This is a genomic window from Bacillus sp. DX4.1, from assembly GCF_030348195.1.
In the GTDB taxonomy this organism is placed as follows: Bacteria; Bacillota; Bacilli; order Bacillales; family Bacillaceae_G; genus Bacillus_A.
Map to the genome: position 1 here is coordinate 1,430,235 of NZ_JAUCFT010000008.1, position 22,132 is coordinate 1,452,366.

The following is a 22,132-nucleotide window of genomic DNA, read 5'->3' on the forward strand; positions in this document are numbered from 1 at the left end:
AGTGTAATGGAGGTTATGTATGAAAACTACGCGCAAGCACTGCGGAGAATAAAGCAGTTAAGAGAACAGGCTAATATAATAGAAGAAACTGTGCAATTACGTGTAAGAGAAATTGTTGAACAAGTGAGGGAAAGGAAAGATGAAGCGTTAATTTCTTATACAAAAGCTTTTGATGGCGTAGAAGTAACAAAGTTCTGTGTTACAAAGGAAGAAATAAAAAAAGCAAGCGGATATGTGGAAGCTTCATTTCTAGAAGCGCTGCAAGAAGCAAAGAAAAATATTTTATCATACCATGAAAGGCAACAAAGACAATCATTTTTGGATTGTGAAAAGGAAGGCGTGATTCGTGGACAGCTGATTCGGCCACTTCAAACGGTTGGTGTATATGTACCGGGAGGAACTGCGTCGTATCCTTCATCTGTATTGATGAATGTACTACCTGCCAAAATTGCAGGCGTTCAGAAAGTTGTGATGGTTACACCGCCAGGAAGAGAGGGAATCGATCCGCATATTCTAGCTGCAGCTGAAATTGCTGGTGTAGATGAAATATATACAGTAGGCGGAGCCCAAGCCATTGCGGCATTAGCGTACGGGACGGAATCGATACCAAAAGTTGATAAAATTGTTGGTCCTGGAAATATATATGTGGCTTTTGCAAAACGTGAGGTATTTGGAGCAGTTCATATCGATATGATTGCTGGACCATCTGAAATTGTTGTAATTGCTGATAAAACGGGGAAGGCATCTTTTATTGCTGCCGATTTATTGTCTCAAGCAGAGCATGATGTTAGAACAACAGCTATTTGTATTACAACTTGTGTAGAACTTGCGAAAGAAATAGAAAGAGAACTAAAGCAGCAACTTGTAACATTGCCAAGAAGTGAAATAGCGCGTGAATCGATAGAGAGAAATGGAGCCATTCTCGTTGTTCCTTCGTTAGAGCACGCGTTTCAATTGTCAAACGAAATCGCACCGGAGCATTTAGAATTACATATACATGAACCGATGAATGCTTTGTCATTTATTCAGCATGCGGGTTCAATCTTCATTGGTCCGTATGCACCAGAGCCGCTCGGAGATTATTTTGCAGGACCGAACCATGTACTCCCAACAAGTGGAACGGCACGTTTCTTTTCACCATTATCTGTGGATGATTTTGTGAAAAAATCGAGCTTCGTATCGTATACGAAAGAGGCGTTGCAAAACGTACAACATCATATTACAACGCTCGCGGATAAAGAAGGATTGCATGCACATGCCAGGGCTATTCAAATTCGGTTTGAGGAGGGGAAATAATGCGTAAGGCAAGTCAAACGAGGAGAACAGCCGAAACAAAAATCGAACTTTGTTTACAGTTAGATGAAAGTGAAAATATTTCGATTCAAACAGGTGTTGGTTTTTTTGATCATATGCTTACTTTGTTTGCAAAGCATGGCCGATTTGGTTTGCAAATTGAAGCGGAAGGTGATGTTTTCATTGATGCGCATCATACAGTTGAGGATGTCGGTATTGTACTCGGTAATTGTTTAAAAGAAGCACTGCAAAATAAAGAGGGGATTAACCGTTATGGATCGGCATATGTACCGATGGATGAAGCACTTGGTTTTGTAGCCATTGATATAAGTGGAAGGTCTTATCTCGTTTTTCAAGGTGAATGGACAAATCCGAAGTTAGGAGATTTTGATACAGAACTGACAGAAGAGTTTTTCAGAGCAGTTGCTCATGCGGCGAATATAACGTTACATGCTCGCGTTTTATATGGAAGTAATACACATCACAAGATTGAAGCACTATTTAAAGCATTTGGCCGTGCATTACGCGAAGCAGTAGATAAAAATGACAAAATTGTCGGTGTAAACTCTACGAAGGGAATGTTGTAATTGATTGCAATTGTAGATTATGGGATGGGGAACATTCGTAGTGTGGAACAAGCGTTAACACGCATTGGAGCAGAGCATATTGTAACGGATGATAGAGAGAGAATATTACGAAGTGATGGCGTGATTTTACCAGGAGTAGGTGCTTTTCCGAAAGCAATAGATGCTTTACAGGAAAAAAAACTTATTTCAGTACTTCAAGAAACGACGGTACAAGGAAAACCATTCTTGGGGATTTGTTTAGGGATGCAGCTTTTATTTGAAAAAAGTGAAGAGATACAGAGTACAAAAGGGCTATGTTTATTACCGGGAGTCATTCGAAAACTCAAAGTACCTTATAAAATACCACATATGGGTTGGAATCCATTAAAGAAGAAACAGGAAATCCCATTATGGAATGATGTGGGAGAAGGTTCATTTGTGTATTATGTTCATTCTTATTATGCGGATTGTCCAAGTGATATTGTATGCGGTGTGAGTGATTATGGTATTGATATTCCAGGTCTTGTTGCAAAAGAAAATATATTTGGGGCACAGTTTCATCCCGAAAAAAGCGGTGATATCGGGATACAAATGTTAAGAAATTTTAAAGGAGTGGTAGAAGCATGGAGATCTTCCCAGCTATCGATTTAAAACAAGGACGTTGTGTTCGGCTGTATCAAGGAGAATTTCAAAAAGAAACGGTTATGAATGAAAATCCAGTTGCCCAGGCATTATTATTTGAAAAGTTAGGAGCACGAAAGTTGCACATTGTTGATTTGGACGGAGCGGTTTCCGGTCAATCAATGAACCTTTCTGTAATTGAAGCTATATGTAAAGCAGTTCGTATTCCAGTCCAAGTGGGCGGAGGGATACGCTCTCTCGAAACTATTGAAATGTTACTGTCTGTAGGCGTAGAAAAAGTCATTTTAGGTACGGCAGCATTGTATGATCGTTCTTTTTTAGAACATGCAGTTCGCTTATATGGAGAAAAGATTATCGTTGGCATTGATGCGAAAAATGGCTACGTGGCAACGAGAGGTTGGTTGGATATATCTGAAGTTTCTTACATTAATCTTGCGAAGAAGATGGAAAGCGTCGGCGTACAAACAATCATTTTTACGGATATTGCAAAAGACGGTACGCTTGCGGGGCCGAATTTTGAACAATTACAGTCACTGCAAGAGGCGGTGGCACTCCGTATTGTTGCATCAGGCGGAGTATGTTCGCTTCAAGATGTACAGAGGCTGAACGATATGAATGTGTATGGCGTTATTATTGGAAAAGCGCTATATGAAAAAACAATTGATTTAGAAGAGGTATTGCAGGTGACAAAGATATGTTAACGAAGCGAATCATTCCTTGCTTAGATGTGAAAGCAGGCAGGGTTGTAAAAGGTGTGAATTTTGCCCAGTTACAAGATGTTGGTGATCCTGTTGCAATTGCATCATTGTACGATAAAGCCGGTGCTGATGAACTTGTTTTTTTAGATATTACAGCGACGCATGAAGGAAGAAAAACAATTTTGGACGTTGTGGAACGAACAGCATCACAAGTTTTTATTCCACTTACAGTAGGAGGTGGTATCTCATCTGTTCAAGATATGTATGCATTGCTGAGGGCTGGTGCAGATAAAGTATCCCTCAATTCTGCTGCAGTTCAGAATCCAGATGTAATTCGAGAAGGGGCAGAACACTTTGGTTCGCAATGTATGGTTGTAGCAATTGACGCAAGAAAAGTAGCGGAAAAGAAGTGGCATGTATATGTAAATGGTGGGCGGATTGATACGGGAATCGATGTTATCGAATGGGCAAAACGTGCGGAACAGTTAGGTGCCGGTGAAATTTTACTTACAAGTATGGATGCAGATGGAACAAAGGATGGTTATGAACTTTCGTTAACAGAAACGATGTCGCACGCTGTTTCTATTCCGGTCATTGCTTCAGGTGGCTGCGGCAGTGCAGAGCATATTGTAGAAGTGTTTCAAAAAACATCGGCAAGTGCGGCATTGGCGGCTTCCATTTTCCATTATGGTGAAACGACCGTGCAGAAGGTAAAACAAAAGTTACAAGCAGCGGAAATTGAGGTGAGATTATGACGCCGGATTTTTCAAAGGGATTGTTGCCAGCTGTTATTGTAGAAGAAGATACAAAAGAAATTTTGATGTTAGCATATATGAATGAAGAGGCGTATCAAAAAACGTTAGAGACGAAGAAAACATGGTTTTACTCGCGCTCTAGGCAAGCGTTATGGAATAAAGGAGAAACATCCGGCCACGTACAGTATGTTCAATCACTATATTTAGATTGTGACCAAGATTCGATTGTTATCGTTGTAAAACAGGTAGGACCTGCGTGTCATACAGGAGAAAAAACATGCTTTCATTACAAAATTATGTAGGGGGAATAAGTGATGGAGAGCGTTCTTCGGTCTTTATATGAAACGATTCAGCAGCGTAAAGAAAATCCGCTTTCAGAATCCTATACAAATTATTTATTTGCAAAAGGAGAAGATAAAATTTTAAAGAAAATAGGAGAGGAGTGTACAGAAGTTGTAATTGCTGCAAAAAATGATCACAAAGAAGAGCTTGTAAAAGAAATGGTTGATGTCATATATCACTGCTTCGTTCTACTTGCTGAAAAAAATATTCCGTTAGAAGATGTGTTAGAAGAAGTAAAGGAGCGGCAAGGAAAGCTATCAAAAACAGGGGACCGAAAAGAAATTGATACGTTATAAGAGCTTGTTCAAAAAGGAGGATAAAGAAATACGACAGTTATCTTTACCGGACTTTTTGAACATCTTCTATAAGGGGGAGGTAGGAGAATGAAAGTAGATTATCATCTTCATTTAGAGGAAGGACCATATTCGATGCGCTGGTTGGCAAGAACGAATGAAGCGCTAGAACATTATATACCGCTCCAAGAGGAACGACATTCTGTAGAATGGATGATGAAAACACAAGAACGTCTGCAAAAGCGAGTAAAGGAAGGACCTTTTACAGCAGACTGGATTGATTTATATTTAGAGGAAGCAGTGCGAAAAGGAATAAAAGAAGTGGGAATTGTTGACCATTTATACCGTTTTCATGAGGCGAAGGCGTATTATGAGAAGTATGTAGATATTGGAAACACACAACTTGGACGCTTGCAAAAAGAATGGTTAGATCAAGTACGAGTCACATCTATTCATAACTTTACTAGAGCCATCCAAGAAGCGAAAGAACGCTGGGCAAAACAAGGAGTTATATTACGGCTGGGCATTGAAGCTGATTATTTTATTGGCGGAGAACGAGAACTGCAAGAATTATTAGCATTGGGCGACTGGGATTATGTAATTGGTTCTGTGCATTTTATCGATGGATGGGGTTTTGATAATCCAGATACGAAAGCGTATTTTGAAGAACATCAGTTACATACGTTGTATCATACATTTTTTACAACAGTTGAAAAGGCAGTTCGTTCTAAATTATTTGATATTGTAGCTCATCTTGATAATATAAAAGTATTTAATTATCGTTTAGATGAGAATATACAGCTCCCTTATTACGAAACAATTGCAAGAGCATTAGTGGAAACAAATACAGCAACAGAAATAAACGCGGGGTTATATTACCGTTATCCTGTGCAAGAGATGTGTCCAAGTCCACTTTATTTACATGTATTAGCACAGTATCAAGTGCCAATTACACTTTCATCAGATGCTCATTATCCAAATGACTTAGGAAACTATGTAGAGGACAACGTGGAAATATTACGTAATCATAGTGTTTCTCATGTTGCTACATTTGAAAAACGGATTAGAAAAATGCAATTACTTGAACAGGTGTCAACAATTGTTTCGAAGTAGAGGAATGATTTTGTGATGAAAACTTTTCTTTTTGCTCAAAATAAGGAGGAGTGAAAAAAGGAGGGTTTAAAATGATAAAACAACAACATAAAGAAAATGCGAAAATAACGAATCAAAGTAATGTAACGCAGAAACAAGATGAAAATCAGTCTGTAACACAGGAGCAAATTAGCGATACGGTAGCAGAAGGAACGATCGATGTAAAGTTAGAACAACAATCTATCGAAGAACAATAAAAAAGGACGAGATGAACGTGTTCATCTCGTTCTTTTTTATTGGAAAGAAGTGCCGATTTTCAAAACTGTAATCAAATATCTTGGCTTTTTGGGCGTGGATTTTTTACAATAAAGCGTAAGGAAGTTCTCATTTTTAGATAGAAGATGAAAGGGTGCTTGTTCATGGCGAAAATATTAGTAGCAGGAAACATTCCAGAAATCGGATTACAATCATTACAAAATCATGATGTAGAGATGTATGACAAAGAAGAATTAATTAGCACAGAAGAATTAGCCCAGTGTGTAAAGGATAAAGATGCTCTTTTAAGTTTACTTTCTACAAAGGTAACAAAAGAAGTAATCGATGCAGCACCTCATTTGAAAATTATTGCAAATTATGGTGCAGGTTACGATAATATTGATTATGCATATGCAGCAGAAAAAGGAATTGTTGTTACAAATACCCCGAAAGTTTCAACAGAAGCAACGGCAGAATTAACGTTTGCGATCTTACTAGCAGCCGCAAGAAGAGTTCCTGAAGGAGACACATTGTGTCGTACAGTTGGCTTTAATGGCTGGGCACCGCTCTTTTTCCTTGGACGAGAAGTATACGGAAAAACAATTGGAATCATTGGTCTTGGAGAAATTGGAAAAGCGGTGGCAAAACGTGCAAAAGCGTTTGGTATGAATATTGTATATACAGGACCAAGCCGTAAGCTTGAGGCAGAGCACGAATTAGAAGCATCCTATGTAACATTAGAAGAGCTATTACAAACAGCCGATTTTATTACAATTAACTGTGCGTATAACTCAAGTCTTCATCATATGATTGATGAAGAACAATTTAAAATGATGAAAGAAACAGCTTATATTGTAAATGCGGCACGCGGTCCTATTATGAATGAAGAAGCACTTGCTCATGCACTAGAGACAAATCAAATCGAAGGAGCAGCTCTTGATGTATTTGAGTTCGAACCGAAAATTACAGAGCGACTAAAAGGATTAAAAAATGTTGTCATGACTCCGCATATTGGAAATGCAACATTTGAGACACGAGATGCAATGGCAGAAATGGCAGTGCGTAATATTTTATCTGTATTAGAAAGCGAAGAGCCATTAACGCCTGTGAATAAAAAAGAATTGGTAACAAAATAAAGTAAAACTTTCATAAGTGAGGTATATGGATTTGTTTCCAAAAACTATGTTTTACTTATTATTAGCAAAAAGAAACCTTCCTGCGTAGGAAGGTTTCTTTTTATTCTTCTTTATTTGCTCGTTTTTTGTGAGAGGGTCTTTGTCTAATAAACTGAGATAACATATACAAAATATAAAGCGGGATGGCAATAAACAGAAATTCAGAAATGTTGCCAAAGCTTGTTTTATACAGTGTATAAATAACTCCAATTAAAAATAGTGTAATAATAATACTATACCGTGGAATTGGTACATCTTTTAAACTTGGAATACGAACGCGGCTTACCATCAAAAATGCAAACGTTACAAATATTGTAATCAGAACAATTTTTGGAATGGTGTGTGAAAATAATGTTAAGAAGGCAACGAGTCCTCCTGCCGCGGTAATGGGAACGCCAGTAAAATATTTCATGGAAGTAGATGAAGGCGTCACATTGAAGCGTGCTAAGCGATATGCCCCGAAAAGCGGGAATAGTCCTGCGATATATAGTCCAATAATTCCGTAATTAGAAAAAGATGTATAGTACATTAAAACTGCAGGAGCAGCACCGAATGTGACAACATCCGCCAATGAGTCAAGTTCTTTTCCCATTTGTGAATCGACACGTAGTAAGCGAGCAACTCGACCATCGAGACTATCTAGCATCATCCCGATTAGTACTAAAATGGCAGCTGACTTATAATAACCTAAAGATGCATAGCCGATTGATAAAAAACCACTATATAAATTTCCGAGCGTAAATAAGTTTGGAATTGCTGCTCTGTACAAAATCTGATCCCTTGCTTTCTGTTATAAATTCTTAATTAGTGTATGAAAGTTTATGTATTTTATCATAACATAAATTTCCTCCTCCCGTACGAAAAAATTCCCATTTTGTGAAAGATTTCATAGGCTAGTTTGGAAAGAAAATCGATATAAGTGTTTGTTCAAAAAGGAGGATAAAGTGAGCCAAGTAGTTCGAGGCGCGAAAGCTAGGAGGATACGAAGTGTAGATTGAACTACATGAGTACCGGAGTGGTGACGTAACGAAGAAATAGGGCAGCTATCTTTACCGGGATTTTTGGACAGCCTCTATAAGAAAAAAGAACCTCGAATGATTATCATTCGAGGTTCTTGGTTATATTATTCAAATTTTGTTATCATCGTTCCCGTTTTATATTTATTGTGTGAATCAAAACGTAATAAATCACCATAGATGAGCTTGTCAGAGTAATTTAATTCCGTTTTGGCTTTTTCTATATACGGCTGGCAAATCGTTGTATCGATAGGTTCGCCTTTGCTTTTGTTGTAACACATATTCTTTGTATAAATGTAATCGTTTGTTACGAAACTACCATCACGCATAATCATGAGCGGATTATCATTTTTCGTAAATAAGTCTGTACCAAATTCAATAGAATGATTTGTTTTAATGCCAAGTAAATGAAGCAATGTTGGCTTTAAATCAATTTGTCCAGATACTTTGGAAATGACTTCTCCTTCTTGACCTGGAACATGAATAATGAGTGGTACCCGTTGTAATTGCATGGAATCGAATGGAGTTATGGATTCTTTGCCGAGAAATTGTGCCATAGCAGCATTATGATTTTCAGAAATTCCATAATGATCTCCATAAATAACAATAATTGAATTGTCGTATAATCCTTCTTCTTTCAAACGATTGATAAACTGTTTGAGTGCTTCATCTGTATAACGTACAGTTGGGAAATAGCGATTTAGGACTTCGCTATCGGAATTATATTCATCGATATATTGATCTTCTGGATTTAAAAGAAATGGGAAATGATTCGTTAACGTAATAAATTTAGTATAGAATGGCTGCGGTAAAGATTTTAGTTTTGAAATAGATTGATCAAAGAACTCTTTATCTTTTAAGCCCCAGCCGACAGACATTTGTTCAGTACCTGTATAATCTTGTAAATTAAAATAGCGATCGTATCCGAGTGCCGGATACATCAAATCACGATTCCAAAACGTTTTATCGTTAGAATGAAAGACCGCAGAATAATAGCCATACTTTTTCAGTTGTTCGGGTGTCGCAGTATACTCATTGTCTGCATGAGTAAAGAATACAGAGCCACGGTCCAATGGATATAATGAATTTTCAACAATGAATTCTGCATCGGATGTTTTTCCTTGTCCAGTTTGATGATAGAAGTTATCAAAGTAATAGCTATCTTTTATAAACTGATTTAAAAAAGGTGTGATTTCTTTTCCATTTATCTTTTTGTTTATAACAAAATTTTGTGTTGACTCCATTGAAATTAAAATCACATTTTTTCCTTTTGCAGCACCAAATAAATCTTTGTTACTTTTTTTATCTTTTGTTTGTACATAATTTTCAATTTCAGTAAAGCTATCTCCACTTGCGAAAACACGTTGCGCGGAAGATTTGGACTGCAGCGCAATATCGTATAGATGATACGTGTATAAACCTAAATTTTTCACAACTGTTTGGCGATCAAAAGAATGTGAAAACATCTGTGGCTTATGAATGACCGAAACGATAATTTGTAATGCTAATAGAGCTGTTATACCGCCAAAGAATGTCCGTTTTTCTGAGCGAGATAATGGTGTATTATCACAAAAAATTGGAAATTTACGTGAAATAAACATTAAAATAATCGCATCTGCAAATAGAAGCAACGTCTTATACGTAAATAATTCTTTAATACTTGTTCCTAAATCTGCCATGTTATTTGTTTGGAATAAAACCGGGAACGTGACAAAGTCATTATAAAATCCGTAAAACATCGCATTTCCAAATAAAATAAATGATAGAACAAAGCTGACTCCAATAATAATTCGATTTCGATATTTGGAAGCCAATAGAGCTAGGCCAAAAAATAAAAGTAACGAAGCGAGTGGATTAAATAATAGCATGATTTCTTCGGAAATGTTATCAATTTTGATATCGAAGGCTAGCTTGTACACAATATATGTTTTTATCCATAATAAAACGACTGCAACAAGTGCAAATCGCAGTTTTGGAAATAAATGTTGTAGCATAATAGACTCCTCTCCTACTAAATGTGACGGTTCTAGTGACTTTATCCCGCTATTTGCGGGCAGCAATACCTCCACTTCAAAATTCGGCAGAAAGTAAAGAAGTTAGGTGGGGAATAAACTGCCCGTAAAAGCCCGATTGGTGAAGGTTAATGATCAGTGGAGGATGAAAAAACACCCACTGATCAAAGTTTCACTTTATTTCTACTGATAGAAGTCTCACTTTATATATACGAACTGTCGTGTATCTTTATGATTATTATACTATGTGTACTATTATACGAAAACAAAACAGAGTTGTGGACGGTTTTTATAAGAATGGGTTAGAAAAATTGAAAAAGGAGACAATAACAATATCGTATTAGATACGGAGGTTATGATGAAAAAGTTATTTTGTTTCATATGTAGCGGTTTCTTTTTATTTTCTACTCCTACAGTTTTGGCTGCACAATATACTCCGCCATTATTGGAAGATGCTCTTTATTCTGTGTTGTTTCCACAAATAAACGCAGCGATTCAAAAGCAATATGGGAAACAAAAACCATATGATTGTCCAAAGATTATTAGTATGAAAAAATTGTATAGCGGTACATATTTATTTCGAACAGTAATTGAAGTAACGAAATATGAATCAGGTACAGGGGGGAAGATACTCCCGCCATTTGAAAAAGTAAGTATTACATTTGAAAATGATGAGGGAGAGTGGACCGTAAAAAAAATAGATGTAAAACGCTTACCAAACGATACGAAGTTAAAGTGCAAAAAAGTAATTTGAAAAATTGTTTGACAAATAATTTATTCGTTTGGTATTCTTAAAAGCAACAAAAGATGTTTGAAAATTAAATAGACTTACCTCATCTACTCTCAAAGGTAGAGGCCGCAATAGGAAAGAGTATGCTATAGGAGATTCAGTGGAATCCATGATCATAGTTTGAAAGGGACTATTGCCGAAATATATGGGTGACCACATCATTCATATATTGGGACTATGTTGAATAAATGTAGTACTGTCATAAGGTTAATCTTATGGAGAGCTATTTGGAGATGTTGATGCGGTTTCTTATTTGAGAAGATGACAACTCGTTTATTTTTTCATAATTATTCCTAATAAGAAACGCGTGTGAACATTGTTCCGCGCGTTTTTTGTTTATCTAAAAGCGTGCTGCAATGATAGAAGAAGATTGGGGTAATAAGTTTTTGAGGAAATAAGGGAGGAATTTAAATGTATTTACACGGCACAAGTCGAATCAATGAGCAAGGACACTTAGAAATTGGGGGATGTGACACGACACAGTTAGCAAAAACATATGGGACACCACTTTATGTATACGATGAGGTTTCCATTCGTGAAAAATGTCGTGCATTTCACCGCGCTTTCCAGGAAAGCGGGTTCTCTTACCAAGTAGCATATGCAAGTAAGGCGTTCTTGTGCATGGAGATGTGCCGAGTAGCTCATGAAGAAAAAATGTCGCTAGATGTTGTTTCTGGAGGAGAGTTATATACTGCATTGCAAGCTGGTTTTCCAGCAGCACGCATTCATTTTCATGGCAATAATAAAACAGAAGAAGAAATGGTTATGGCTTTGCAAGCAAATATTGGTTGTTTTGTTGTAGATAATTTCTTGGAATTAGAAATTTTACATGATTTAGCGGAGCAGCATGGGAAAACCGTAAATATATTAATTCGTGTTACACCAGGAGTGGAAGCACATACACATGAATACATTACAACGGGGCAAGATGATTCGAAATTTGGTTTTGGTGTTTCAACAGGTCAAGCTTGGCAAGCGATCAAAATGGCACTAGAAAAATCAAATTATAACGTGTTAGGTATTCATTCGCATATTGGCTCGCAAATTTTTGAAACAGCAGGGTTTGTTCGTGCAATTGAAGTATTGCGTAGTTTCCTAGAAGAACTAAGAGAACAAACTGGCTATACGGTGAATGTATTAAATGTTGGTGGCGGTTTTGGTATTCGATATACGGAAGGAGATACACCACTTACACTTGAGACGTATGTGCGAGCTGTAACAAATGCGGTGCGAGAACAATTTACTGCATGTGAGTATCCGCTGCCTGAAATTTGGGTTGAGCCAGGACGTAGCATTGTTGGGGATGCAGGAACGACGCTTTATACAGTAGGGGCGGTAAAAGATATTCCGGGAATTCGTAAATATGTGTCAGTCGATGGTGGAATGACAGATAATTTACGACCTGCTTTATATGGTGCACGTTATGAGGCAATGCTCGCAAATCGAGGAAAAGAAGAAGATGAAGAGGTTGTTTCGATTGCTGGAAAGTGTTGTGAGAGCGGAGATATGCTCATTTGGGATATAGAATTACCGAAAGTTGCTTCAGCGGATTTGTTAGCAATATCTTGTACGGGAGCATATGGATATTCAATGGCTAATAATTATAACCGAATCTGTCGTCCAGCCGTAGTCTTTGCAAAAGGTGGGAAATCACAAGTTGTCGTTGACCGTGAAACATATGAAAATATAATTGGAAACGATCGCATACGTATTAAAGAACTTGTATAATGGGAAAAAGGAGCTGTTTAAAGTGAACAGCTCCTTAAAAAAAATAAAAAAATATAAAATATATCGGAAAACTAGGAATGAAAAAAATCTGAATTATGATAAAATACAAATACAAAGAATAGCTTATCAAGAGAAGCGGAGGGAACTGGCCCAACGAAGCTCGGCAACCTGCTTATAGAAGCAAGGTGCTAATTCCAGCAAAATGGCATCCATTTTGAAAGATAAGGTAAATATATTACCGAACAGTCTTTTCGAAATGGAAAAGATTTTTTTTATGAATGAAAAAGGGGGGCTGTTCGTGGGAGTGCGTGGACATTTTGACGAAGTAGCTGAGAAAATTCAAACAATGCTTGCGGATATGAAATATGGCTCAATTACAATTGTTGTGCAAGATGGCAAAGTGATTCAACTTGAGAAAAGTGAAAAAGTACGCTTAAAATAAAAGCGCTGACTAGAAAAACTAGAGGCGGTTTTAACCTATTACATAGGTTAAAACCGTCTTTTTGCGTTACAGGGGGAAAAACAATGTTAACGTACGAAGCATGGAAAGAAGATTTCATTTCTTTTTCTGAGGAAGACGAAACAAAAGGCGCATTACAAGTATTACGTTGGGCGTATGAACAGTATGGAGAGGAAATCGTGTATGCGTGCAGCTTTGGAGTGGAAGGGATGGTGCTGTTACACCTTATAAACCAAGTAAATCCATCTGCGAAAGTTGTATTTTTAGATACGAACGTTCATTTTCAAGAAACGTACGATTTAATTCAGCGAGTGAGAGAAAGATTTCCTGATTTGAAAATTATTGAAAAGCAACCTGCTTCTACACTTGAGGAACAAGCAAAAGAGCATGGAGAAAAGTTGTGGGAGCGCAATCCGAATCTTTGCTGTAAATTAAGAAAAATTTTACCGCTAGAAGAATCCTTAAAGGGGGGAAAAGCGTGGATATCAGGATTAAGAAGAGAGCAATCTGAAACGCGTAAACATACACAATTTATAAACCAAGATCATCGCTTTCAATCTATTAAAATATGTCCGCTTATTCATTGGACATGGAAGGAAGTATGGCGCTATGTATATAAGCATAGTTTGCCATATAATCCGTTACACGATGTTGGATATCCAAGTATTGGGTGTGAAACATGCACATTACCTGTGGGAGCGGGAGGAGATTCAAGGGAAGGTCGATGGTCTGGACAGATGAAAATGGAATGTGGCCTTCATGATTAATAAGGCTATGAACGTTCCTAATATAATAAGAAGGAGTACAGAAAAATGAGTGATACAAAGGGATTAGTAAATCGAGTTGATGAAACATATGAAACAGGACATATTGTAAAGGAAATTGAATTAGACAAAATTTCTTTAAGTGATTTAAACCTTCTTGCAACAGGTGGTTATACTCCGCTCGTAGGGTTTTTAGGAAAAAATGATTACCAATCTGTTGTAGAAAAGATGCGTTTGACAAGCGGTGATGTATGGAGTATCCCCATTACACTGCCAGTAACAGAGGAAAAAGCAAAAGAATTACAAACTGGGGAAGAAGTTCGCCTTGTAAAAGAAGGACTCACATATGGTGTGATTCAAATAGAAGATATTTTTGTTCCAAATAAAGAGAAGGAAGCGTTGCTTGTCTATAAAACAACTGACACTGCACATCCAGGAGTAAAAAAATTATATGACCGTCCGAATGTTTATGTTGGAGGAACAATTATACTTGTGAAGCGTTTCAAAACTGGGAAATTCGCTTCTTATCATTTAGATCCAAGTGAAACACATGCAGAATTTGCAAAGCGTGGTTGGAAAACAGTAGTCGGCTTCCAAACAAGAAATCCGGTTCATCGTGCACATGAATATATCCAAAAATCAGCGCTTGAGATTGTAGATGGACTCTTTTTAAATCCACTTGTTGGTGAAACGAAATCAGATGATATTCCAGCTGATGTTCGTATGGAAAGCTATGAAGTACTTTTGAAAAATTATTATCCAAATGATCGTGTCTTTTTGAGTGTTTTTCCAGCCGCGATGCGCTATGCCGGGCCACGTGAAGCAATATTTCACGCGCTGGTCAGAAAAAATTTCGGTTGTACACACTTTATCGTTGGTCGTGATCACGCCGGGGTAGGTGATTATTACGGTACGTATGAAGCGCAGGAAATCTTTGCGAATTTTACAGTAGAAGAGTTAGGGATTACACCGCTCTTTTTTGAACATAGCTTTTATTGTACGAAGTGTGAAGCGATGGCTTCAACGAAAACATGTCCGCATAGAAAAGAAGATCATGTCATTTTATCAGGTACGAAGGTGCGAGAATTATTAAGAAATGGTGAGATTCCACCAAGTACATTTAGCCGGAAAGAAGTAGTGGAAGTACTAATTCGCGGTTTACAAAAAGAAACTGTTACAAAGTAGGGAGAGAATAGAATGGATTCAAATATTACTTGGCACACTGCATCCGTTTCAAAGGAAGAGCGTAGGAAACAAAATGGGCATTATAGTTTTGTCCTTTGGTTTACAGGATTATCAGCTTCTGGAAAATCAACGGTAGCAAATGGAGTTGCCCGAAAATTGTTTGAAAGAAATATTGGGAATTATGTACTGGACGGTGATAATATTCGTCACGGTTTAAATAAAGATTTAGGATTTTCCGAAAGTGATCGTACAGAAAATATTCGCCGCATTGGTGAAGTGGCAAAATTATTTGTAGATCAAGGAACGATTGTATTAACAGCATTTATTTCACCATTTCGAGAGGATCGCGGGCAAGTGCGAGATGTTCTTGAACAAGGCGAATTTATAGAAGTATTTGTAAAGTGTCCAATAGAAGAATGTGAGAAGCGTGATCCGAAAGGTCTTTATAAAAAAGCGAGACAAGGAGATATTAAGCAATTTACCGGTATAGATTCGCCTTATGAAGAACCTATTCAAGCGGAAATCATTGTAGAAACGCATCTTCATTCCATCGAGCAATGTGCGGAACAAATTATCAGTTACTTACAAGAACGTAGCTTTATCCCGCTCTAACGGGCAGTAAGACTCCCACCTTAAGATTCTGCGGAATTAAAGAAGATAGGTGGGAGGTAACTGCCCGTAAGAGCCCGATTCGTTCAACTAACCATCAGTGGGGAATGAAGAGACCCCCACTGATGGAAGTTTCACTTTATATAGGGGGGAATAAACGATGAGTTATGAAAAAGTATGGGCAAACAATGAAAAAATAAATACAACAGAGAAAAAGAAGTTGGCAAAAGATGGTTTAGAAATTTTTAAAGATATTCCGTATTATGCTGAAAATGGATTCGACTCCATTCCGAAAGAAGAATGGGATTCGTTTAAATGGGCAGGGCTATATTTACAGCGGCCGAAAGAGGCAGGGTATTTTATGATGCGTGTTAATATTCCTTCTGGTATTTTAACGAATGAACAAGTGGAAGTATTAGCTTCTATTGCGGAAGATTATGGTCGTGATGTTCTTGATATTACCACAAGACAGGCTATTCAATTCCATTGGCTTGAAATTGGTCAAATACCAGATATTTTTAACCGCTTAGAAAAAGTGGGATTATCATCAGCGGGAGCTTGTGGCGACATTACAAGAAATATTATTGGAAACCCTCTCGCTGGTATTGATGGTGATGAACTATTTGATACAGCACCAATTGTCAAAGAGGTATATGAGTTCTTCCAACATAATGAAGAATTTTCGAATTTGCCTCGAAAGTTTAAAATGTCAATTAGCACAAACGTATATAATGCAGCAAATGCTGAGATTAACTGTGCTGCTTTTATTCCTGCTATAAAAGAAATGGATGGGAGGTTAGTGGAAGGCTTCCATTTACGAGTAGGCGGGGGACTATCTGCCCGTCCGTATTTAGCGCAAGAGCTAGATTTATTCATACTTCCTAAGCAAGTAAAATCGGTCGCAATCGCAATTGCTACAGTCTTTCGTGATTTTGGATATCGTGAAAAACGACATTTAGCACGTTTGAAATTCTTAGTTGCCGATTGGGGTCCGGAAAAATTTAAAGAAAAATTATTAGAATATACAGGGTCTTTACATGATAAAGGAAAGGATGCTTTAAAAGGATGGAATGCAGGTTATTTCTACGGTGTTCATAAACAAAAGCAAGGTGATTTATCATACGTTGGTTTTAACGTACCTGTTGGTCGTTTGCACTCTCAGGAGTTCTTTGAAATTGCTAGAATTGCGAAACAGTACGGAAATGGGGAAATTCGTACATGTAACTCACAAAACTTCATTATTCCGAATGTTCCGGAAATAAACGTAGAATCTCTGTTAAAAGAACCTTTATTTGAATCTATTTCTGCAAGCCCAAAATCTTTCATAGGATATGCAGTATCATGCACAGGTATTGAGTATTGTAATCTTGCGTTAGTAGAAACGAAAGAAAGACTGCGCAATATCGCGGATTATTTAGATACACAGCTTGTTCTAGACGTTCCTGTTCGTATTCATATGGTAGGATGCCCAAACTCATGTGGCCAACGTCAAATTGCTGACATTGGCTTACAGGGAGTGAAATTGAAAACAAAAGAAAAAGGAATTGTTGAAGCGTTTGAGATCTATGTAGGTGGGACCCTCTTAGATGGCGGAGCGTATAATCAAAAATTAAAAGGGAAAATTGATGGGGCAGATTTGCCGAATGTTCTTACATCGTTTTTAACGTACTTTAAAGAGAATAAACTTCCAGCAGAAACATTTTATGAGTTTGCTGGACGTGTGGGTATTGAAAGCTTACAAGCGGTATTAAACACAATTTTAGAAGAAGTGATTGCATCATAGGGAGGGAACAATATGGATATATATCGTTTTGAAGCTGTGTTAGAAAATGCTGTTGTTCCTGTAGTGGTAGTTGCACAAAGTGAAGAACAAGCATTTAGGCTTGTGGAAGTCGAATTAGAGAAATATTTTTTACCGTTGCCAGAAGTGAAAGAAATCTCTCTATATGAAAAAAAGAAGATTCGAAAAGGTGCGGCATTTGTCATTCATGAACAGGAGACATTGTAATACGAAATGATGCTGGTTTGAATATTAACTTCCATTCGTAATATGAATGGAAGTTTCACTTTATCGTAGAAATGAGGAGAGATGATGGGAAAAGTATATATTGTTGGGGCGGGGCCAGGGGATCCGGATTTAATTTCTGTAAAAGGAGTAAAGTGTATTCAGCAAGCTGATGTCATTTTATATGACCGTCTTGTCAATAAAGAGCTGCTTGCGTACGCAAAACCAGAAGCAGATTTAATTTATTGCGGAAAACTACCAAATTATCACACGATGAAACAAGAAACAATTCACGCTTTTCTAGTGAAATATGCAAAAAAAGGAAAAGTTGTTACAAGGTTAAAAGGCGGGGATCCATTTGTGTTTGGTAGAGGCGGTGAAGAAGCAGAAGTGTTAGCAAATCAAGGCATTCCTTTTGAAATTGTGCCTGGTATTACAGCGGGAATAGCCGCTTCAGCATATGCGGGAATCCCTGTAACCCACCGAGATGCGAGCGCGAGTTTTGCTGTTGTGACAGGGCATCGTAAAGAAGGTGCTGAAGAAGAGGTGAAATGGGAAAATTTAGCGAAAGGTGTGGATACACTTGCTGTTTATATGGGAGTAAGCAATCTTCCTTACATATGTGAGCAGCTTTTGAAATATGGAAAAGGAGAAGAAACACCAGTTGCTATTGTTGAGTGGGGTACTACCTCATCTCAGCGAACAATTACAGGAACGCTAGGAACAATTGTTGCGATTTCTGGAAAAGAGAACATTCAAAATCCGAGTATGATTGTAATTGGGGAAGTTGTCCGTTTTCGTGAAAAAATTCATTGGTTTGAACAAAAGATTGAAAATACGTATCCAGTAAGTGGAGTACTATAAAATGAAGGCAGTGTTATATATATGCCATGGAAGTAGGTTGCGAGCGGCGAAAGAGGAAGCGGTAACTTTTGTATCTTCTTGTATGAAACAGGTATCAGCTCCTATTCAAGAACTATGTTTTTTAGAGTTAGCAAAGCCTTCTATTAGTGAAGGCCTTGCTGCTTGCATCAGAGGAGGAGCAACAGAAGTTATTGTTGTTCCTGTCTTTTTATTAGCAGCAGGTCATGTGAAAGAGGACATACCGCAAGAGTTAAAAAGATTCCAAAGCAGTTATCCTCATATTTCTATTACATATGGAAACCCATTTGGTGTGTCACAATCACTTGTGTCGGCTACGTATGAAGGAAGTGGTATCAACGAGTTTGAAAATGGAGTGGCCCTCCTGCTCGTTGCGAGAGGAAGTAGTGATCCACAAACGTTACAGGATATGCAGCATATTGCTTCACTGTTTGAAAAAGAAGAGAAAATTAAAAGGGTAGAAGTATGTTATTTAGCGGCGGCAGAGCCAAGGTTTGAGGAAAAGTTAAAAGAAGTTGTAGAACGAAAAGAGGAGAATGTTGTCGTTCTACCTTATTTATTATTTACAGGGTTATTAATGAAACATATTGAAAAGGAAGTGCGCGGATATCAGTCTGCGAATATAAATATAGGTCCTTATTTAGGAGAAAACTATGTATTTCAAGAGATGTTAATTCAGAAAACAGAAGAAATATTAAGGGGAGATGAGCGTGTATCCACTTACAGTACGAATTGAAAATAAACATGTCGTTGTAATTGGCGGTGGTCGAGTCGCGGCGTTTAAAATAGCTCCTTTATTAAAAGAAGGAGCGAATATAGTTGTAGTGAGTCGTGAACTAGATGCAAGTTTAGTAAAGCTTTTCGAAGCGAAACAGATTAGTTGGTTTCAAAAAGAGTATGCAAAAAGTGACTTAGAAAGCGCATTTTTAGTAGTGGCAGCTACAAGCGATCCATTATTAAATGAACGTATCGCACAAGAGGCATCGTCAAATCAGCTCGTCAATGTAATTACCAATCCAGAAAGCGGGAATGTGCATTTTCCTGCGGCTATCCATCGCGGAAAGCTAAATGTAGCAGTTTCTACAGGTGGTGCAAGTCCCAAGCTTGCAAAAAAAATCCGTGATGATATCGCGACAAAATATGATGAGGCATATGAAGAATACCTTGATTTTTTATATGAAGTAGGAATGAAAGTGAAGCAATTGTCTCTAGAAAAAAGCCAACAGAATATTTTATTACAAGAAGTTTTGAAGTATGAGTATATCCAAAATCAGCAAAAAAGAGAAACTTTTTTACGCCAATTAGATGAAAGAATTATCGTATAATAGAAGGATGTTACATGTATATGATATTTGATGCATTAAAAATGTACACTTGTTTATGTATTTAAATGCAAATTAAAAAACCGACATAAAACCCTTCTTTTTAGGTGGGAGAGAGCATCTGGCCATGCATAGAAGCGGTCAGATCCTTTTCCTGCCCCAGACACAGTGAAAACAAAGAGAGAAAACGAGTGCAGGTCACCGTTTGTTATCCATAGCCGCGGTTTATATGTAGAAAAATCAAAATGGATTTATATATATAAATGCAAATTAAAAAACCGACATAAAACCCTTCTTTTTAGGTGGGAGAGAGCATCTGGCCATGCATAGAAGTGGTCAGATCCTTTTCCTGCCCCAGACACAGTGAAAACAAAGAGAGAAAACGAGTGCAGGTCACCTTTTGTTATCCATAGCCGCGGCTATATGTAGAAAAATCAAAATGGATTTATATAGGAAATATAAATGAAATTCTTCTTTACAAATATAACAATCTACTCTATAATCACAAGTAACTTCAATACATGAAATCGATGAGCAAGAAAAGTACGTATATTGGATGCGTTCAGAGAGCTGGGATAAGGTGTGAGCCCGGTACGATAAAATATACTGAATGGGCTTGCGAGAGGTATGCTGAACTGTTTAGTAGGCAACCCGGGTTCCGCCGTTAAAAGGATAGGGTATCGGACTTTTTCCCGTACCTGAAAAAGTGGGATTATTTTTATCCAATTGAGGTGGTACCACGGTATTATATTACATATATCGTCCTCTACATGCAGAAATGCGTGTAGGGGACTTTTTTATTTTTAAAGGAGGTGGGCGAGTATGAAATGAAAGTGTATAATTGTGAAAAGTGGAAAAATTCAGAAAAGGAGAATGAACAATGAAAGAAACACAGCAATGGACGTCGAAAATTGGTTTTGTACTCGCAGCAGCCGGAGCCGCAGTAGGACTTGGTGCAATATGGAAGTTTCCATATGTTGCAGGTAATGGTGGAGGGGGAGCGTTTTTTCTAGTCTTTTTATTATTAACTTTATTTATCGGTATGCCCCTTCTTTTAGCAGAGTTTGTCATTGGCCGTAGTACGCAGAAAGAAGCAGTTACTGCATATAAAATGTTAGTACCGAATAGCAAATTATATCCATGGATTGGTCGTATGGGTGTTGTAACCTGCTTTAGTGTATTATCATTTTATAGTGTTGTTGGTGGTTGGATCTTATTATATTTATATTATAGCGTGACAGGTAATTTCTGGAGTGGAACAGTTGAATATGGAAAATTGTTTGAGCAAACCATTTCAAATCCGGTTAGTGCAGTAGGGGCGCAACTGATCTTTATGCTTTGTACTATCTTTGTTGTAAGTAAAGGTGTAGAAAAGGGAATTGAAAAAGCTAGTAAGTATATGATGCCGCTCTTATTTATTTTATTTATTGCGATCATTATTCGTGCCCTAACATTAGAGGGGGCATGGGCCGGAGTTGAGTTTTTCTTAAAACCTGATTTTACGAAGTTAACAGCTGATACTATTTTGTATGCGATGGGACAATCCTTCTTCTCACTGACGGTGGGAGCTTCGGTAATGGTAACATATAGTTCGTATTTAAAGAAAGAAGAGCATTTAGCAAAATCTGCAACATCTATTGTAAGTTTAACAGTGTTTATTACAGTGCTTGCAGGATTAGCAATCTTCCCAGCTATTTTTGCTCTAGGTGTGAAGCCGACAGAAGGGCCTGGTTTACTATTTATTGTTCTTCCGGCTGTGTTTGCAAAAATTCCATTTGGACAATTTTTCTTTATTATGTTTTTAATTTTATTCTTCTTTGCAACATTAACTTCTGCAATTTCTATGCTTGAAATTGTTGTAGCTTCTGTAGCGAAAGATAATGAGAAGAAACGTCCTTCTGCATCATTTATCATTGGATTACTTATTTTCGCTGTTGGAATTCCGGCTGCATTATCCTTTGGTGTGATGAGTGATGTAAAAGTATTCGGAAAAACATTTTTTGACTTAGTAGATTTTACGGTGAGTAATGTATTGCTTCCACTAGGCGTATTAGCAATTTCGTTATTTGTACCGAATAAAATGAGTAAAACATTATTAATGAAGGAATTAGAAGTTACAGAAACGAAGGGAAAAACATTATTTAACATTTGGTTTTTCTTACTACGTTATATTATTCCGATAACAGTAGTCATTGTATTTTTAAATGCGATTGGTATATTTAAGATTTTCGCAAAATAAAAAGGCGAG

At 37.4% G+C, this 22,132-nt stretch carries 24 protein-coding genes, 2 riboswitches and 1 other annotated feature; of the genes, 22 read left to right on the plus strand and 2 right to left on the minus strand.

Features of this window, described 5'->3' with window-relative positions; all coding sequences use genetic code 11:
* The first annotated feature begins 6 nt into the window (after nucleotides 1–6).
* From hisD to QUF99_RS10325, 10 genes are all read left to right on the plus strand, one after another.
* Nucleotides 7–1,296 carry a histidinol dehydrogenase gene (gene hisD, locus QUF99_RS10280; RefSeq protein WP_289369876.1) on the plus strand — a complete coding sequence of 430 codons (1,290 nt, stop codon included), beginning with the start codon at nucleotides 7–9 and terminating at the stop codon, nucleotides 1,294–1,296.
* Nucleotides 1,296–1,880 (plus strand): imidazoleglycerol-phosphate dehydratase HisB, encoded by a 585-nt coding sequence (gene hisB, locus QUF99_RS10285; protein WP_289369877.1) that lies wholly within the window; start codon nucleotides 1,296–1,298, stop codon nucleotides 1,878–1,880. The genes hisD and hisB overlap by 1 nt, the downstream gene beginning before the upstream one ends.
* Nucleotides 1,881–2,510 carry an imidazole glycerol phosphate synthase subunit HisH gene (hisH, locus tag QUF99_RS10290; RefSeq protein ID WP_289369878.1) on the plus strand — a complete coding sequence of 210 codons (630 nt, stop codon included), beginning with the start codon at nucleotides 1,881–1,883 and terminating at the stop codon, nucleotides 2,508–2,510. It abuts the gene before it with no gap.
* The gene (hisA, locus tag QUF99_RS10295; RefSeq protein ID WP_289369879.1) at nucleotides 2,483–3,202 is read left to right on the plus strand and encodes a 1-(5-phosphoribosyl)-5-[(5-phosphoribosylamino)methylideneamino]imidazole-4-carboxamide isomerase; all 720 of its coding nucleotides are present in this window, start codon (nucleotides 2,483–2,485) and stop codon (nucleotides 3,200–3,202) included. The genes hisH and hisA overlap by 28 nt, the downstream gene beginning before the upstream one ends.
* Nucleotides 3,196–3,954 (plus strand): imidazole glycerol phosphate synthase subunit HisF, encoded by a 759-nt coding sequence (gene hisF, locus QUF99_RS10300; protein WP_289369881.1) that lies wholly within the window; start codon nucleotides 3,196–3,198, stop codon nucleotides 3,952–3,954. Before hisA ends, hisF begins: the two co-directional genes overlap by 7 nt.
* Nucleotides 3,951–4,256 carry a phosphoribosyl-AMP cyclohydrolase gene (hisI, locus tag QUF99_RS10305; protein ID WP_289369884.1) on the plus strand — a complete coding sequence of 102 codons (306 nt, stop codon included), beginning with the start codon at nucleotides 3,951–3,953 and terminating at the stop codon, nucleotides 4,254–4,256. The genes hisF and hisI overlap by 4 nt, the downstream gene beginning before the upstream one ends.
* Before the next feature lie 12 nt (nucleotides 4,257–4,268).
* On the plus strand, nucleotides 4,269–4,592 hold the full coding sequence (gene hisE / locus QUF99_RS10310; RefSeq protein ID WP_289369885.1) for a phosphoribosyl-ATP diphosphatase: 324 nt from the start codon (nucleotides 4,269–4,271) through the stop codon (nucleotides 4,590–4,592).
* Between the two features lie 87 nt (nucleotides 4,593–4,679).
* Complete coding sequence (locus tag QUF99_RS10315; protein WP_289369886.1) at nucleotides 4,680–5,702, plus strand: histidinol phosphate phosphatase domain-containing protein; 1,023 nt, start codon at nucleotides 4,680–4,682, stop codon at nucleotides 5,700–5,702.
* A gap of 71 nt (nucleotides 5,703–5,773) precedes the next feature.
* Entirely contained in the window at nucleotides 5,774–5,938 is a 165-nt protein-coding gene (locus tag QUF99_RS10320) for a DUF4025 domain-containing protein (RefSeq protein ID WP_289369887.1), read from the plus strand.
* Nucleotides 5,939–6,100: 162 nt separating this feature from the next.
* Nucleotides 6,101–7,072, plus strand: coding sequence for an NAD(P)-dependent oxidoreductase (locus QUF99_RS10325; RefSeq protein ID WP_289369889.1), 972 nt, complete (start codon nucleotides 6,101–6,103; stop codon nucleotides 7,070–7,072).
* A gap of 100 nt (nucleotides 7,073–7,172) precedes the next feature.
* Here the strand turns inward: QUF99_RS10325 and pssA are convergent, their stop codons facing one another.
* Together pssA and QUF99_RS10335 are read right to left on the minus strand one after the other, a co-directional pair.
* Nucleotides 7,173–7,880, minus strand: a complete 708-nt coding sequence (pssA, locus tag QUF99_RS10330) for a CDP-diacylglycerol--serine O-phosphatidyltransferase (RefSeq protein WP_289369891.1) — start codon at nucleotides 7,878–7,880, stop codon at nucleotides 7,173–7,175.
* A gap of 354 nt (nucleotides 7,881–8,234) precedes the next feature.
* Nucleotides 8,235–10,121: an LTA synthase family protein gene (locus QUF99_RS10335; protein ID WP_289369893.1), complete on the minus strand. Its 1,887-nt coding sequence runs from the start codon at nucleotides 10,119–10,121 to the stop codon at nucleotides 8,235–8,237.
* A gap of 376 nt (nucleotides 10,122–10,497) precedes the next feature.
* Between QUF99_RS10335 and QUF99_RS10340 the strand changes: the two genes are divergently transcribed.
* The 12 genes from QUF99_RS10340 (at nucleotide 10,498) to QUF99_RS10395 (ending at nucleotide 22,123) form a co-directional block, all read left to right on the plus strand.
* Complete coding sequence (locus QUF99_RS10340; RefSeq protein WP_289369894.1) at nucleotides 10,498–10,893, plus strand: DUF3888 domain-containing protein; 396 nt, start codon at nucleotides 10,498–10,500, stop codon at nucleotides 10,891–10,893.
* Nucleotides 10,894–10,981: 88 nt separating this feature from the next.
* Nucleotides 10,982–11,163, plus strand: a riboswitch (Lysine riboswitch).
* 177 nt (nucleotides 11,164–11,340) lie between these two features.
* A complete protein-coding gene (gene lysA, locus QUF99_RS10345; RefSeq protein WP_289369895.1) occupies nucleotides 11,341–12,657 on the plus strand; it encodes a diaminopimelate decarboxylase in 1,317 nt (438 codons plus the stop codon).
* 120 nt (nucleotides 12,658–12,777) lie between these two features.
* Nucleotides 12,778–12,885: riboswitch (SAM riboswitch) on the plus strand.
* A gap of 70 nt (nucleotides 12,886–12,955) precedes the next feature.
* The gene (locus QUF99_RS10350) at nucleotides 12,956–13,099 is read left to right on the plus strand and encodes a YezD family protein (RefSeq protein WP_003196202.1); all 144 of its coding nucleotides are present in this window, start codon (nucleotides 12,956–12,958) and stop codon (nucleotides 13,097–13,099) included.
* An 83-nt stretch (nucleotides 13,100–13,182) separates the two neighbouring features.
* Nucleotides 13,183–13,884 (plus strand): phosphoadenylyl-sulfate reductase, encoded by a 702-nt coding sequence (locus QUF99_RS10355; RefSeq protein WP_289369898.1) that lies wholly within the window; start codon nucleotides 13,183–13,185, stop codon nucleotides 13,882–13,884.
* A gap of 45 nt (nucleotides 13,885–13,929) precedes the next feature.
* Nucleotides 13,930–15,066 (plus strand): sulfate adenylyltransferase, encoded by a 1,137-nt coding sequence (sat, locus tag QUF99_RS10360; protein WP_289369900.1) that lies wholly within the window; start codon nucleotides 13,930–13,932, stop codon nucleotides 15,064–15,066.
* A 12-nt stretch (nucleotides 15,067–15,078) separates the two neighbouring features.
* A complete protein-coding gene (cysC, locus tag QUF99_RS10365) occupies nucleotides 15,079–15,678 on the plus strand; it encodes an adenylyl-sulfate kinase (protein WP_289369901.1) in 600 nt (199 codons plus the stop codon).
* A 157-nt stretch (nucleotides 15,679–15,835) separates the two neighbouring features.
* Nucleotides 15,836–17,458, plus strand: a complete 1,623-nt coding sequence (locus QUF99_RS10370) for a nitrite/sulfite reductase (RefSeq protein ID WP_289369902.1) — start codon at nucleotides 15,836–15,838, stop codon at nucleotides 17,456–17,458.
* A 12-nt stretch (nucleotides 17,459–17,470) separates the two neighbouring features.
* A complete protein-coding gene (locus QUF99_RS10375) occupies nucleotides 17,471–17,683 on the plus strand; it encodes a DUF3906 family protein (RefSeq protein ID WP_289369903.1) in 213 nt (70 codons plus the stop codon).
* 84 nt (nucleotides 17,684–17,767) lie between these two features.
* Nucleotides 17,768–18,544 carry a uroporphyrinogen-III C-methyltransferase gene (cobA, locus tag QUF99_RS10380; RefSeq protein WP_289369905.1) on the plus strand — a complete coding sequence of 259 codons (777 nt, stop codon included), beginning with the start codon at nucleotides 17,768–17,770 and terminating at the stop codon, nucleotides 18,542–18,544.
* A 1-nt stretch (nucleotide 18,545) separates the two neighbouring features.
* Nucleotides 18,546–19,298 (plus strand): sirohydrochlorin chelatase, encoded by a 753-nt coding sequence (locus QUF99_RS10385; RefSeq protein WP_289369907.1) that lies wholly within the window; start codon nucleotides 18,546–18,548, stop codon nucleotides 19,296–19,298.
* Nucleotides 19,273–19,887 carry an NAD(P)-binding protein gene (locus QUF99_RS10390; RefSeq protein WP_289369908.1) on the plus strand — a complete coding sequence of 205 codons (615 nt, stop codon included), beginning with the start codon at nucleotides 19,273–19,275 and terminating at the stop codon, nucleotides 19,885–19,887. The genes QUF99_RS10385 and QUF99_RS10390 overlap by 26 nt, the downstream gene beginning before the upstream one ends.
* Nucleotides 19,888–20,405: 518 nt before the next feature.
* Nucleotides 20,406–20,654 (plus strand) — a binding site (T-box leader).
* Nucleotides 20,655–20,764: 110 nt separating this feature from the next.
* The gene (locus tag QUF99_RS10395; RefSeq protein ID WP_289369909.1) at nucleotides 20,765–22,123 is read left to right on the plus strand and encodes a sodium-dependent transporter; all 1,359 of its coding nucleotides are present in this window, start codon (nucleotides 20,765–20,767) and stop codon (nucleotides 22,121–22,123) included.
* Nucleotides 22,124–22,132: the final 9 nt, after the last annotated feature.

Coding starts and splice junctions, on each gene's coding strand:
- hisD (WP_289369876.1), top strand. CDS start 7: ATGGAGGTTATGTATGAAAACTACGCGCAAGCACTGCGGAGAATAAAG.
- hisB (WP_289369877.1), top strand. CDS start 1,296: ATGCGTAAGGCAAGTCAAACGAGGAGAACAGCCGAAACAAAAATCGAA.
- hisA (WP_289369879.1), top strand. CDS start 2,483: ATGGAGATCTTCCCAGCTATCGATTTAAAACAAGGACGTTGTGTTCGG.
- hisF (WP_289369881.1), top strand. CDS start 3,196: ATGTTAACGAAGCGAATCATTCCTTGCTTAGATGTGAAAGCAGGCAGG.
- hisI (WP_289369884.1), top strand. CDS start 3,951: ATGACGCCGGATTTTTCAAAGGGATTGTTGCCAGCTGTTATTGTAGAA.
- hisE (WP_289369885.1), top strand. CDS start 4,269: ATGGAGAGCGTTCTTCGGTCTTTATATGAAACGATTCAGCAGCGTAAA.
- QUF99_RS10315 (WP_289369886.1), top strand. CDS start 4,680: ATGAAAGTAGATTATCATCTTCATTTAGAGGAAGGACCATATTCGATG.
- QUF99_RS10320 (WP_289369887.1), top strand. CDS start 5,774: ATGATAAAACAACAACATAAAGAAAATGCGAAAATAACGAATCAAAGT.
- QUF99_RS10325 (WP_289369889.1), top strand. CDS start 6,101: ATGGCGAAAATATTAGTAGCAGGAAACATTCCAGAAATCGGATTACAA.
- QUF99_RS10335 (WP_289369893.1), bottom strand. CDS start 10,121: ATGCTACAACATTTATTTCCAAAACTGCGATTTGCACTTGTTGCAGTC.
- QUF99_RS10340 (WP_289369894.1), top strand. CDS start 10,498: ATGAAAAAGTTATTTTGTTTCATATGTAGCGGTTTCTTTTTATTTTCT.
- lysA (WP_289369895.1), top strand. CDS start 11,341: ATGTATTTACACGGCACAAGTCGAATCAATGAGCAAGGACACTTAGAA.
- QUF99_RS10355 (WP_289369898.1), top strand. CDS start 13,183: ATGTTAACGTACGAAGCATGGAAAGAAGATTTCATTTCTTTTTCTGAG.
- sat (WP_289369900.1), top strand. CDS start 13,930: ATGAGTGATACAAAGGGATTAGTAAATCGAGTTGATGAAACATATGAA.
- cysC (WP_289369901.1), top strand. CDS start 15,079: ATGGATTCAAATATTACTTGGCACACTGCATCCGTTTCAAAGGAAGAG.
- QUF99_RS10370 (WP_289369902.1), top strand. CDS start 15,836: ATGAGTTATGAAAAAGTATGGGCAAACAATGAAAAAATAAATACAACA.
- QUF99_RS10375 (WP_289369903.1), top strand. CDS start 17,471: ATGGATATATATCGTTTTGAAGCTGTGTTAGAAAATGCTGTTGTTCCT.
- cobA (WP_289369905.1), top strand. CDS start 17,768: ATGGGAAAAGTATATATTGTTGGGGCGGGGCCAGGGGATCCGGATTTA.
- QUF99_RS10385 (WP_289369907.1), top strand. CDS start 18,546: ATGAAGGCAGTGTTATATATATGCCATGGAAGTAGGTTGCGAGCGGCG.
- QUF99_RS10395 (WP_289369909.1), top strand. CDS start 20,765: ATGAAAGAAACACAGCAATGGACGTCGAAAATTGGTTTTGTACTCGCA.